Raw genomic sequence first — 12,513 nt, forward strand, 5'->3', positions numbered from 1 at the left:
CCTCGCCTGATGCGACCCCATCGAATCGATCGGAGCGAGGCCCGACGCATCGCCGTCCGGGCCCAGCTGCTCGACGCGCACCGGCCGACGGACCTGCTGACGGTCCTGGAGCGGTTGACGTTCCTGCAGTTGGACCCGACGGCGGCGGTGGCGCCCAGCGCCGACCTGGTGGCGTGGGCCCGGCTCGGCGCCGGGTACCAGCCGGCCCAGCTGCGTCAGGCGGTGGATCGTGACCGCACGGCGTTCGAGCAGTTCGAGCACCTCGCGATGGTGCGGCCGATGGCGGACCTCGGGCTCCACCTCGCCGAGATGGCCGCCTGTCCGGGGGATCCGCGGCGGCGCGCCTGGCTGGAGGCGAACGACTCCTTCCGGCGGGACGTGCTCGACCTGCTGCGTGCCTCCGGTCCGCTGCTGTCCCGAGACGTGCCGGACAGCAGCGTGGTGCCGTGGCCGTCAACCGGCTGGACGAACAACCGCAACGTCACGCAGATGCTGGAGCTCCTGGCCGCCCGTGGCGAGATCGCCATCTCCGGGCGGGTCGGGCGGCAGCGCCTCTGGGATCTGGCCGAACGGGTCTATCCAGCAGACACGACGATGGTTCCGGCGGACGAGGCCCGCCGGCTGCGGGACGAGCGGCGGTTGCGCTCGCTGGGCATCGCCCGCGCGACGTACGCCGGGGAGGCCGGCGAGCCGGCGGAGGTGGCGGGCACGCCGGGCACGTGGCGGGTCGACCCGGCGGCGCTCGGCCAGCCGTTCGCCGGGCGTACTGCGCTGCTGTCGCCGTTCGACCGGCTGATCCACGACCGCAAGCGCGCCCTGGAGTTGTTCGACTTCGACTACCGCCTGGAGATGTACGTCCCGAAGGCGAACCGGCGCTGGGGCTACTTCGCGCTCCCCGTGCTGCACCACGACCAGCTGATCGGCAAGGTCGACGCCACGGCCGACCGGAAGAGTTCGGTGCTGCGGGTGGATGCCGTCCACCGGGACGTCCCGTTCACCCCTGACATGACCGCGGCGGTCGACGCGGAACTGGAAGCGCTGGCCTCCTGGCTCGGCCTGGCCAAGGTCCGCCTTGGGTGAGGAGTTGTCCACGACTCGTCATGTGTGGCTCAGCTGCGCCCGGAGGCCGTGCCGGTCGATCTGGATCCAGTACTCGACGATCCGCCCCGCGGCCACCCGGTAGACCGCGCTGGCCACCTGCGTCACCGGCCGACCGGTCGGCGGCAGCCCGTCCACCTCGCCGAGGTGCCGCCCGCTCTGTATCCAGCGGGCGTAGACCCGGTCTCCGCTTCCGAACAGCTCGTCCAGCCGCAGGCCGAAATCCCCGTACGCGGCGAGCATGTCGCGGACGTGGTCGGCGTACTGCCCCGGCGTGCGCTCCACGGTGACCGCCTCCTCGGAGTGCACCTGATGGGCACGCACCCGGTCCGCCATGAACCGGTGGGCGGCGTCCGGGTCGACCCCCGACCTGACCTGCTCCATGAAATCCCGCACGACCCGCACTTCCCTGGTCTCCATGATCTGGATCGTCCCGGCCCCGACGTCGCTGCTGAAGATCCAATTCCTGGCATCCGGCTACCGGGCTCGCGCCCAGGCGAGGAAGCGCTCGGTCAGGTCCTCCGGCAGGGCGTGCCCGTTGAGCTGGGAGAGCTGCGCGCCGGCCTCGGCCATCAGCGTGCCCAAATAGACCAGCAGGGCCGTGCGGTCCTCCCGGTACTCGACCAGCAGCGCCAACCGCGCCGGCTGGCAGGGCCACTCCGCTCCGCAGCCCCGGCACCGCCACAGCGGACGCATCGGCAGGTGCGGGCGGGATCTCACCGTGGACCGCCGCTGCGCCGCCACCCACCGGCCCGCCAGCGCTGGGCCGGGGTGAGATTGCCGGCCCGGCCCGGGTCGGACGTCGGAAAGGCATCGGTCGGCTGGGTCAGCCAGTCCGGCCGCTCGTTCAACGGCAGCCGCTGCCGAGGGACGTGGATCGACGTCTTGCGGCGCCAGAACCGGAAACGCATTCTGGGGCTCCCTTCGCAGATTGAGGGGGCCGTCCCCGACGTCGCCGGCGAGGCGGCCCCATGCTGACGCAGGCCGCCGGGCTCCTCGCCTCCACCGGTTGCGCCGTCCTATGGGGACCACCCTCCCGCGCGTCACCAGACAGATACACCGCGTAGGGATATGGTCGTCAGATATTCGGGACGTCCGATGGAGGGGCCGTGAACGACGCGCTCAGAGTGGCGCTCAGCGAGACCGGGCACACGACCGAGTCCCTCGCCGAACGGGTCGGCGTCGATCCGAAGACGGTCGGACGGTGGCTGAGTGAAGGCCGCATCCCCCATCCCCGGCACCGCGCGTCGGCTGCCGACGTGCTCGGGCGGGACGTCGCGGACATCTGGCCGGACACTTCAAGACGTCGTGAGCCGGTGTGGTTCCGTCCATGGCAGGAGATCGAGCGCGAAGCGCTGTGCCTGCGCTGGTTCGAGCCCACCGTTCTGCCGGGCCTTCTTCAGACCGAGGCGTATGCCCGCGCCGTACTCGGCGGCGCAGGCCTGATCCCCCGGGGCGACGTCGAGCGACACCTGGCGGCCCGGATCGCCCGCCAGGGCGTCCTCAAGCGGGACGACCCGCCGCAGTTCACCGCCGTGGTCGACGAGGCGGTCCTCCGTCGACCGGTCGGTGGCCGGGAGGCGATGCACGAGCAACTGCGTGCCCTGGTCGCGGCCTGCGCGGAGCCGCACGTGCGGGTGCACGTCGTGCCGTCCTCGGTCGGCGCCTACGCGGGCCTGAACGGCCCGTTCGTGATCGCCACCTGTCCCGACCACCGTCTCGCCGGCTATCTCGACAATCAGGTTCAGGGACAAGTCGTTAGCGACCCGGAGGACATCGCGGCCATGATGGCAGCGTGGGAGAACGTACGCGGCGAGGCGCTGTCCCACTGGCAGTCAGTCGACCTCATCACGGAAGTGGCGGAGACATGGAGCTGATCGGCGCCCAATGGCGCAAGAGCAGCCGCAGCAGCGGCAACGGCGGCGCCTGCGTCGAGGTCGCCGACAACCTGCCCGGCATCGTTGCGGTCCGCGACTCCAAGGACCCCGACGGCCCGGCCCTGACCTTCACCCCGCCGGCCTGGCGCGCCTTCCTCTCCCAGGTGACCGAGCGGCCCTGATCCCGACACAGCGGTGCCCCGTCCGGTCGTCGGGACTGGCGCTGCACGCTGTGCGGCCGACCGGACCGCCGCCGTGTGACTCGTTTACGTCGTCAGCTCTGTAGCGTGCCCAACACCCGCCAAGGGTGTGGGCGCTCCGCCGGTCGGCGCGCGCGCCGCACATCCGGGCCGAGTGGAGACAGCGCCGCCGGTGGGCCCGGGCAGACGTTCAGGAAGCGCCCTCCGCCGGTCGCCCTGGCGCGCCGGCACAGGCGCCGGGCATGCTGTGCCGATGGCCGTACACGTGGCGCACGACGGACCGGTGACCACGGTGATCCTCGACCGGGCGGCGTCCCGCAACGCCGTCGACGGGCCGACCGCACGGGCGCTCGCCGACGCGTTCCGCGCCTTCGAGGCCGACCCCGACGCCGCCGTCGCCGTGCTCTGGGGCGCGGGCGGCACCTTCTGCGCGGGCGCCGACCTCAAGGCCATCGGTACGCCCAGCGGCAACCGAGTCGAACCCGACGGCGACGGCCCGATGGGTCTCACCCGGATGGCGCTGTCCAAGCCGGTCATCGCCGCGATCTCCGGATACGCCGTGGCCGGCGGCCTCGAACTGGCGCTCTGGTGCGACCTGCGGGTCGCCGAGTCCGACGCGACGCTCGGGGTGTTCTGTCGGCGGTGGGGCGTACCGCTGATCGACGGCGGGACGGTCCGGCTGCCCCGACTGATCGGGGAGAGCCGGGCGATGGACCTGATCCTCACCGGCCGCCCGGTGCCGGCCGACGAGGCGTACGCGATGGGGTTGGTCAACCGGCTGGTCCCGCCCGGTGAGGCCCGGGCGGCGGCCGAGCGGCTGGCCGCCGACATCGCCCGCCACCCGCAGACCTGCCTGCGCAACGACCGCGCGTCGGTGCTGGCCGGCGCGGGCCTGACCGAGCCGCAGGCGTTGGCGACCGAGCTGGCGTATGGCATGGAGAGCCTGGCGTCGGACGCGGCGGCCGGCGCGGCCCGGTTCGCCGCGGGCGCCGGCCGGCACGGCGCGGACGCGACCGGCTGAGCGGACCGCCGGGAGGATGGGTCCTCCCGACGGCGTCCGTGGTGGTGGCAGGAGCAGGGCCCGGCTCAGGCGGTGTACACCTCGAACTCGGCGACCTGGCCGGCCGGCCAGCCGGTGTTGCCGGTGAAGGTGAGCCGCAGGTGGCGCCGGCGGCCGGGACGGGCCGCCGGCGCACGGTGAATCAGGCTGGCTCGGGGGTACGCAGCCAGACGGCGGTGTCCGGGGGCAGCCGGTCGTCGTCGAGCGACCCGCTGGCCAGCAGCAGCTCCCCGTGCGCCGGCAGCGGCACCGGTGCGTCGGAGAGGTTGACCAGGCAGCGGAAGCCCCCGCCACGACCGAACGCGAGCACCGCGTCCGGGGCGGGCAGCCAGGTCAGCTCGCCGTCGCCGAGCGCCGGGTCGGCCCGCCGGATCGCGATCGCCGCCCGGTACAACTCCAGCATCGAGTACGCGTCGCCGGTCTGCGCCCGCACCGTCCGGTCCTTCCAGTCGGCCGGCTGCGGCAGCCAGGGGCGGGCCGTCGCGCCGTCCGGGCAGAAGCCGAACGGGGGCTCATCGCCGGACCAGGGCAACGGCACCCGGCAGCCGTCCCGGCCCGGGTCGACGTAACCGGAGCGCGGCCACATCGGGTCGGTACGCAGCTCCGGGGGAATGTCCTCGACCTCCGCGAGCCCGAGTTCCTCACCCTGGTAGACGTAGGCGGCACCGGGGAGCGCGAGCGAGAGCAGCGCAGCCGCACGGGCCCGAGTGGTGCCGAGTTCGAGATCGGAGAAGATCCCCTCACGCTTCCTGGCGAAGCTGAAGGTGGTGTCCTCCCGGCCGTACCGGGTCACGTGGCGGGTGACGTCGTGGTTGGAGAGCACCCAGGTGGCCGGCGCGCCGACCGGCGCGTGCGCGCTCAGCGTCCCGTCGATGCTCTCGCGCAGCGCCGAGGCGTCCCAGGCGCAGCCGAGAAAGTCGAAGTTGAACGCCGCGTGCAGCTCGTCCGGGCGCAGGTAGTTGGCGAACCGCTGCCGGTCCGGCATCCACACCTCACCGATCAGTGCGCGGTCGCCGGGGTACTCGTCGGCGATCCGCCGCCAGTCGCGGTAGATCTCGTGAACCCCTTCGAGGTCGCGGAACGGGTGCGGCCGGCCCGGCAGGGTCTCGGACAGCGTCCCGTCCTTGACCAGCAGCCCGGCCGAGTCGATCCGGATGCCGTCCACTCCACGGTCGAACCAGAACCGCAGTACGTCCTCGAACTCCGCCCGCACCCTGGGGTGGTTCCAGTTGAAGTCCGGCTGCTCGGCGGTGAACAGGTGCAGGTACCAGTCGCCGGGGGTGCCGTCCGGGTTGATGGTCCGGGTCCAGGTCTCGCCGCCGAACTCGCCGACCCAGTCGGTGGGCCGCTGGTCGCCGTTCGGGCCCCGGCCGGGGCGGAACCAGAACAGATCCCGCTCGGGCGCGTTCGGTCCGCCGGCGAGTGCCGCCTGGAACCAGGGGTGCGTGTCCGAGCAGTGGTTCGGTACCACGTCGACGATGGTCCGGATGCCGAGCGCGTGTGCCTCCGCGATCAGCGCCTCCGCCTCGGTCAGGGTGCCGAAAACCGGGTCGATGTCGCGGTAGTCGGCCACGTCGTAGCCGGCGTCGGCCATGGGGGAGGGGTACCAGGGGCTGAACCAGATCGCGTCGATGCCAAGCTCGGACAGGTAATTCAGCCGGGAACGAATGCCGGCGATGTCGCCGATGCCGTCGCCATTGCCGTCGGCGAAGCTACGTGGGTACACCTGGTATATCACCGCTCCACGCCACCACGGACTACTGCCTGCTGTGGGCACGAGCACCTGCTTTCTGCGTCGGCATGAGGGCGGGTTTGCCGGACCTGAATGTGTATCGACGTTCAGGGCTATCCTTTGAGGCTGCCTGTGGTCAGACCGGACATGATGTTCCGCTGGAAGATCAGAAAGACGACGACGGTCGGGATCGCTGCGATGACCGACGCGGCGATCACCACGTTCATGGGCGTACCGCCCGAGAAGGCGTAGATGCCGACGCTGACCGTCCGGGTCTCGGGCGACGGCATGACCAGCTTCGGCCAGAGAAAGTCCTTCCAGACCGCCGTCACGGCGAAGATCGACACTACGCCGAGGATGGGGCGCGACATTGGCAGGATGATCGACCACAGCGTGCGCAGCGGCGTCGCCCCGTCCATCAGGGCCGCCGCCATCAGCTCCTCTGGGATCGAGTCGAAGAACCGTTTCAGCAGGAAGATGTTGAACGCGTTCGCGACCGCGGGCAGCCAGATGGCAAACGGCGAGTCGAGCAGGTTGATGTGCAGGATCGGCAGGTCGATCACGGTCACGTACTGCGGAACGATGAGGACCATCGCCGGGATCATCAGCGTTGCCAGCATCAGGCCGAGGATCAGGTTGCCGAACGCCGGTCGAAGCTTCGACAGGGCGTACGCCGCGGCAGTGTCGAGGACGAGCTGGAACAGCAGCGCGCCGGCCGCGTAATAGAACGTGTTGAACAGCAGCTTGGCGAGGTTCAGGTTGTTCCATGCGTCGGCGTAGTTCTGCGCCCGGGGATCCTTCGGGAACAGCGATGGCGGGGTCTGCGCGATCTCCTGACCGGACTTGAGCGCGCCGGTGACCATCCAGTAGAGCGGCCCGAGGAAGACGAGCGTGAAGCCCACGACGACGACGGCGAGCAGCATCCAATAGATGACCCTGCCGCGCCCCCGCCTGAGCTGGGCATGGGAGATGAGGGTCCGGGTCCCCGAGTCCTGTGCCATTCCTCGACCCGTCCTAGTCCTGTTTCGAGCTCAGCCGCACGTAGGCGGCGGAGAAGCCGGCCAGCACCACGAGCATGATCACGCCGAGCGCCGCGGCGCCGTTGAGGTCGTTCTGGAAGAACCCGTGCTGGTAGATGAGGTACGCCACCGAGGTCGCGGAGTCCTCCGCGCCCGTACCGTTCGCGAGGATCAGCGGCTCGATGAAGAACTGCATCGTGGCGACGATCTGGAGCATCGCCAGGAGCGCGAGGATCAGCCGGGTCTGCGGGATTGTCACGTGGCGGATCCGCCGCCAGATCCCGGCGCCGTCGAGCTCGGCCGCTTCGTAAAGCTCGCCCGGGATGTTCTGCAGTGCCGCCAGGTAGATCAGTACCGCGCCGCCCATGTTCATCCAGGTCGACGCGATCACCATCGCCGGCATCGTCATCCCGGGGGACTGCATCCACTGCGATGTGGGCAGGTGCAGCGTCTTGAGGATCGAGTTGAAGAGTCCAGCGTTGCTGGGGTCGTACGCGTAGAACTTGAAGAGGAAGAGCGCCGAGGCTGGCGGGAGCATCACCGGCAGGTAGACCAGGATCCGCAGGTACCCCTTGGCGTGGCGAAACTCGTTGAGCAGGATCGCCACGAAGAACGGCACCGCGTACCCGAGTACGAGCGCGAGAATCGTGAAGTAGAACGTGTTCTTCCAGGCCGTCCAGAAGCTGGGATCGGCGATGATGCGGTCGTAGTTGTCCCAGCCGACCCAGGTCGTGACGCCGCGCCGGGTGCGCTGGAAGCTCATGACGACGCCGCGGATCATCGGATACCAGGAGAAGAGCGCGAAGCAGATCACCGCGCCGATCAGGAACGCGTGCCCGGTGAGATTGTCTCGTACCTTGCGGCCGAGGCTCGTACGCTGCGGCCCTGCCGGGTACGGCGACGCGGGGCGACCCGGTTCTCTCCCGGTCCCCGGGACGGTGGTGATCGCCAAGGCAACTCCTGCGTGAGTCAGTGACCGGACGGTGCGGCGCGGAGGGTGTGGGGGCCGGCGAGCCGGCCCCCACACCCTCGGATCAGCTCTGGGCAGCGAGGAGCTTGTTGACCTTGTCTTCGGCCGTCTTGAGAAGGGCGTCGATGTTCGCGTTCGGGTTCGTCAGCACACCGGACATCGCGGCGTCGAGCACCGCGTAGATCGCCTGCGCGTTGCGGGGCTCACCCTTGATCGGGACCGGGTTCGCCTCGAAGATCGCGAAGTTCGCGGTGTCGACGTTCGCGTTCGCCTTGCGCAGCTCGAGCTCCTGCTTCTGCGCGTCGCTGCCGTTGGCGAAGAGCAGCGGCTGGGGCAGGCCCACCGGGTAGTTCTGCGGCTTGGCCCGGACGTAGTCGAACTGGCCCTTACCCGGCGTCAGCTTCTGGTATGCGATCCACTTCAGACCGGCCTTGACCTGGTCGGGGGTGAGGCCCTTCTTGAAGAAGTAACCCTCGCCACCACCGAGCGTCCCCTTCGCCGCGCCGTCCTGGCCGGGCAGCGGGGCCATCGCCCAGTCCTGGAACTTGCCCTGGAACTGGCTGACGATCGCCTGGGTGGCATCGGGCGCGCCGATGAACATGCCGACCTTGCCCGCGCCGGCGTTGGTCAGCAGATCGCCCCACTGCAGCAGTTGGCGGTCGCCCATGCTGTTGTCGCCGTACCGCATGTCCTTGAGGTTCTGCAGGACCTGCTTGCCCGTCGCGTTGTTGAAGTCGGCCTTCTTGCCGTCGGCGGTCAGCACCTGGCCGCCCTGGGAGTAGAGCAAGGAGGTGAAGTGCCAGCCTCCGGTGTTGCCTGCGCTGTACTCCGAGTAGCCGGAGATGCCCTTACCGAGCGCGGAGATCTTCTTGGCGGCGTCCCGGACCTCGACCCACGTCTTGGGCGGGCTGTTGACGTCGAGCCCGGCCTGCTGGAACAGGACCTTGTTGTAGACCAGGCCCATCGAGTAGTTCTTCACCGGGGCGGCGTAGATCTTGCCGCCGTCGGTGAAGACCTCCTTGAGTGCCGGGTCGACGCTGTCCCAGGTCGGGACCGTGTCCTTGTTGGCGAACTCGGTGATGTCCATCGCCTGACCGGAGTCGAGCACCTGCTGGAGATCGGTCATGTACCCGTAGAACACGTCGGTGACGGTGCCGCCGGCGAGGCGAGCGGTGAAGTCCGGCGGGTTGTTGCACTGCTCGCCGACGCTGACGCTCTTGATGACGATATTGGGGTTCTGCCGCTGGAACTCGACGACATCGTCGTTCCAGTTCTTCAGCAGCTCTTTCTGGGAGCCGACCGGCTGGCAGTCGACGGTGATGGTGACCTTGCCGCCTGCATCGTTCGTCGCGTCGTCGCTCTTCGTGGAGCAAGCCGTAAGGCTGAGCCCCAGGCCGGCCACGAGCGCTAACGCCGCAGCCTTCCGGTACTGCGGTACGGACATCCTGTCCATCCCTTCGGGAACGGGTGTCTCCATGACCTTCGCTGATCTGCGGTGATCGTGATCGTCACCGCGGCGATGCCCCTGCTACTGATCTGTATCCGCCATGCGACCTGACCCTCGGTAGCTGCGTCGGGGCCGGGTGTGAGTGGAGTCACTGTAGCGAGGCGGACTGATTTCAGCAAGATATCGATTGGGTTTTGAAAGGATGCGACTTCTCGGCGATAAGTATTGACAGGCCCCTGGAGAACGACCGAGATGATGCTCTTCGCCCCTTTGCCGCTCGCACTCGCTCCGTCACCTACGCCGAAGCCTTCTATCGCCTAAGGTGGGGTCGCGCTGGCCGGTGGATCAGGCCGGCGCTGCTCGGCGCCGGCAACGACGAAACGGCCGCCGACCGCGAGCAGCGGTCGACGGCCGGAGCGTCGTTCAGCGGCCAGGGAGGCGGTCCGTGGCCGGATGGTCAGTCAGGGTCCGGCGCGATGGTCAGCGGCCGGGGGCGGGCGCGGTGGAACCGCGTACCACCAGTTCGGGTTCGAACAGCAACTCGTCGTGCAGCACGCCGGCCCCCTCGATCTGGGTGACCAGCAGGTCCACCGCGGCCTGCCCCATCGTCTCGATCGGCTGCCGCACCGTGGTCAACGGCGGGTCGGTGCAGGTCATGAACGCGGAGTCGTCGAAGCCCACTACCGACACATCGGTCGGCACCGCACGACCCAGCCGCCGGGCGGCCCGGATGGTGCCCAGGGCCAGCACATCGCTGGCGCAGATGATGCCGGTCACGCCACGCTCGACCAACTTGGTCGCGGCGACCCGCGCCCCTTCCATAGAGAAGCTGGAGCGCTCGACGTACCCCGTGTCGTCGGCCCAGCCTGCGGCCTGGACCATCGCGTCCAGCTTGCGCCGGGACGGCACGTGCCCCTCCGGGCCGAGCACCATGCCGATCCGCTCGTGCCCGAGCGACCGGAGGTGGCCGTACGCCTGCTCCACCGCCACCGCGTCGTCGGTGGACACCCGGGGGAAACCCAGCTCGTCGACGCCGGCGTTGACCAGCACCACCGGCAGCCCCCGGTCGGTCAGCCGCCGGTAGTGCTGGTGCGAGGCGTCGGCCAGCGCGTACGAGCCGCCGGCGAAGATGACGCCGGAGACCTGGTGGTCGAGCAGCATCTCGACGTAGTCCGGCTCGGACACCCCGCCGATGGTGCGGGCGCAGAGCGCCGGGGTGTAACCGCGCTGGGCGAGGGAACCGGTCACGACCTCGGCGAGCGCTGGGAAGATCGGGTTCTGCAGCTCGGGGAGCACCAGGCCGACCAGCCGGGCGCGCTCCCCGCGCAGCTTGGTGGGTCGTTCGTAGCCGAGCACGTCGAGCGCGGTCAGCACCGCCGTCCGGGTCGTCTCGGACACGCCGCCACGGCCGTTCAGCACCCGGCTCACGGTGGCCTCGCTGACGCCCGCCTTGCGGGCCACCTCGGTCAGTCTCTTCGTCACGCCCGCAACTCTACGGCGGATGACCGCAAGAACTGAACAGCGAACTGGCTTGGTATGGAAAGAACGCGTCAGGCGGTTGTCTGGACCCGACCGTCAGCTCAGGTCGCGCAGCGCGTCCTCGATCGCCCGGTGGAACGTCGGGTACGCGTAGATCATGTGCCGGAGCTGGCTGAGCGGCACCGCCGCGTGCACCGCCACCACCAGCGCCGACAGCACCTCGCCGCCGGCCGGGCCGACCGACGTCGCGCCGATCAGCACGCCCTGGTCGGCGTCGGCGACCAGCTTGATGAAGCCCTCGTTGCCGGCCTTGTGGATCCAGCCGCGGGCCGACGACGACAGCTGGGCGAAGCCGACCTGCACGTTGATGCCGCGCTCGCGGGCCTGCTTCTCGGTGAGGCCGACCGCGCCCACCTCCGGGTCGGTGAAGGTGACCCGGGGTAGCGCCCGGTAGTCGGCGCGCGGGACGGTGCCGGCCGCGCCGGCCGGGCCGGGCGTGGCCGTCGCGCCGCCCACCGCGCTGACCGCACCCATCGCGCCGCCCACCACGCTGGCGGTGCCGCTGGGGTCCGCGCCGCCGCCGGCGTGCCGGGCGTGGTCGAGCAGGTCGGCGACCACGATCGACGCCTGGTACATGGCGATGTGGGTGAAGGCGCCCTCACCGGTCACGTCGCCGACCGCCCAGATGGCGTCGGTGACGTGCATCCGGTCGTCCACCGGCAGGTAGCGCTGGGAGGCGTCCACCCCGACGGTCTCCAGGCCCAGCTCGTCCAGGTGCGCCCGGCGGCCGGTGACCACCAGCAGCCGCTCGGCGCGGCACTCCTGGTCGCCCGAGTGCACGGTGAACGTCGACCCGTCGTGGCTGACCCGCTCCGCCTTCACGCCGGCCCGGATCTCCACCCCGTCGGCGCGCAGCGCGGCGGCGGCCACCTCGGAGGCCTCCGGCTCCTCGAGGGCGAGCACCCGGTCCAGCGCCTCGACCACGGTGACCCGGACGCCGAACCGGGCGAAGACCTGGGCCAGCTCCAACCCGATCGCCCCGCCGCCCAGGATCAGCAGCGTCTCCGGCAGTTCCTCCACCTCGATCGCCTGGTGGTTCGTCCAGTACGGCGTGTCGACCAGCCCGTCGATCGGCGGCACCGAGGGCCGGGTGCCGGTGCCGAGCACGATCCCGTGCCGGGCCCGGAAGACCTGCTCGCCGACGCGTACCTGGCCGGGGCCGTCGAGCCGGCCGCTGCCGCGCAGGAACCGGCCGCCCTTGCCGGTGAACCGGTCCACCGCGACCTGGTCGTTCCAGGTGTCGGTGGCCTCCTCGCGGATCCGCTTCGCCACCGGCGCCCATTCCGGCTGGACCTGGGCCGAGCCGGCCAGCTCGTTGACCCGCCGCGCCTCGGCCAGCGCGTTCGCCGCCCTGATCATCATCTTGCTGGGAATGCAGCCCCAGTAGGGACACTCCCCGCCGACCAGGTCCCGTTCGACGCCGACGACGGTCAGGCCGGCCTCGGCGAGTCGCCCGGCCACCTCCTCGCCGCCGACCCCGAGCCCGACCACGACCACGTCCACCAGTTCCGGCTCCGCCATGCCGCCAGCATCCCCCAGCGGCCGGGGGCCGGCCAGCGGACCGGGCCGGA

At 70.4% G+C, this 12,513-nt stretch carries 13 protein-coding genes; 4 read left to right on the top strand and 9 right to left on the bottom strand.

Going from position 1 to position 12,513, the window contains the following annotated elements; genetic code table 11:
- Positions 1–9 precede the first annotated feature (9 nt).
- Positions 10–1,080: a DNA glycosylase AlkZ-like family protein gene (locus ACLQ2U_RS01965; RefSeq protein ID WP_425748747.1), complete on the top strand. Its 1,071-nt coding sequence runs from the start codon at positions 10–12 to the stop codon at positions 1,078–1,080.
- 18 nt (positions 1,081–1,098) lie between these two features.
- On the opposite strand, the gene ACLQ2U_RS01970 is transcribed toward ACLQ2U_RS01965, so the two are convergent.
- From ACLQ2U_RS01970 to ACLQ2U_RS01980, 3 genes are read right to left on the bottom strand one after another with little or no spacing between them, the layout of a single operon-like run.
- The gene (locus ACLQ2U_RS01970; protein WP_425748748.1) at positions 1,099–1,518 is read right to left on the bottom strand and encodes an ester cyclase; all 420 of its coding nucleotides are present in this window, start codon (positions 1,516–1,518) and stop codon (positions 1,099–1,101) included.
- Between the two features lie 57 nt (positions 1,519–1,575).
- Complete coding sequence (locus tag ACLQ2U_RS01975; RefSeq protein WP_425748749.1) at positions 1,576–1,818, bottom strand: flavin reductase; 243 nt, start codon at positions 1,816–1,818, stop codon at positions 1,576–1,578.
- On the bottom strand, positions 1,815–2,009 hold the full coding sequence (locus ACLQ2U_RS01980) for a hypothetical protein (RefSeq protein WP_425748750.1): 195 nt from the start codon (positions 2,007–2,009) through the stop codon (positions 1,815–1,817). Before ACLQ2U_RS01980 ends, ACLQ2U_RS01975 begins: the two co-directional genes overlap by 4 nt.
- Before the next feature lie 198 nt (positions 2,010–2,207).
- On the opposite strand from ACLQ2U_RS01980, the gene ACLQ2U_RS01985 reads away from it, so the two are divergent.
- The 3 genes from ACLQ2U_RS01985 (at position 2,208) to ACLQ2U_RS01995 (ending at position 4,196) form a co-directional block, all read left to right on the top strand.
- The gene (locus tag ACLQ2U_RS01985; protein ID WP_425748751.1) at positions 2,208–2,975 is read left to right on the top strand and encodes a helix-turn-helix domain-containing protein; all 768 of its coding nucleotides are present in this window, start codon (positions 2,208–2,210) and stop codon (positions 2,973–2,975) included.
- On the top strand, positions 2,966–3,157 hold the full coding sequence (locus ACLQ2U_RS01990) for a DUF397 domain-containing protein (RefSeq protein ID WP_425748752.1): 192 nt from the start codon (positions 2,966–2,968) through the stop codon (positions 3,155–3,157). Before ACLQ2U_RS01985 ends, ACLQ2U_RS01990 begins: the two co-directional genes overlap by 10 nt.
- 271 nt (positions 3,158–3,428) lie before the next feature.
- Positions 3,429–4,196, top strand: a complete 768-nt coding sequence (locus ACLQ2U_RS01995) for a crotonase/enoyl-CoA hydratase family protein (RefSeq protein WP_425748753.1) — start codon at positions 3,429–3,431, stop codon at positions 4,194–4,196.
- Between the two features lie 181 nt (positions 4,197–4,377).
- Here ACLQ2U_RS01995 and ACLQ2U_RS02000 read toward each other — a convergent pair whose 3' ends face one another.
- The 6 genes from ACLQ2U_RS02000 to ACLQ2U_RS02025 all read right to left on the bottom strand — a co-directional run bounded on the left by ACLQ2U_RS02000 (position 4,378) and on the right by ACLQ2U_RS02025 (position 12,463).
- Positions 4,378–5,973 carry a glycoside hydrolase family 13 protein gene (locus ACLQ2U_RS02000; RefSeq protein WP_425748754.1) on the bottom strand — a complete coding sequence of 532 codons (1,596 nt, stop codon included), beginning with the start codon at positions 5,971–5,973 and terminating at the stop codon, positions 4,378–4,380.
- 107 nt (positions 5,974–6,080) lie between these two features.
- Positions 6,081–6,968: a carbohydrate ABC transporter permease gene (locus tag ACLQ2U_RS02005; protein ID WP_425748755.1), complete on the bottom strand. Its 888-nt coding sequence runs from the start codon at positions 6,966–6,968 to the stop codon at positions 6,081–6,083.
- 13 nt (positions 6,969–6,981) lie between these two features.
- A complete protein-coding gene (locus ACLQ2U_RS02010; protein WP_425748756.1) occupies positions 6,982–7,938 on the bottom strand; it encodes a carbohydrate ABC transporter permease in 957 nt (318 codons plus the stop codon).
- An 82-nt stretch (positions 7,939–8,020) separates the two neighbouring features.
- On the bottom strand, positions 8,021–9,400 hold the full coding sequence (locus tag ACLQ2U_RS02015; protein WP_425748757.1) for an ABC transporter substrate-binding protein: 1,380 nt from the start codon (positions 9,398–9,400) through the stop codon (positions 8,021–8,023).
- Between the two features lie 483 nt (positions 9,401–9,883).
- Entirely contained in the window at positions 9,884–10,885 is a 1,002-nt protein-coding gene (locus ACLQ2U_RS02020) for a LacI family DNA-binding transcriptional regulator (RefSeq protein WP_425748758.1), read from the bottom strand.
- A gap of 93 nt (positions 10,886–10,978) precedes the next feature.
- A complete protein-coding gene (locus tag ACLQ2U_RS02025) occupies positions 10,979–12,463 on the bottom strand; it encodes a dihydrolipoyl dehydrogenase family protein (protein ID WP_425748759.1) in 1,485 nt (494 codons plus the stop codon).
- Between the last annotated feature and the right edge of the window lie 50 nt (positions 12,464–12,513).

This window comes from Micromonospora sp. DT47 (assembly GCF_049844475.1).
GTDB lineage: Bacteria > Actinomycetota > Actinomycetes > Mycobacteriales > Micromonosporaceae > Micromonospora.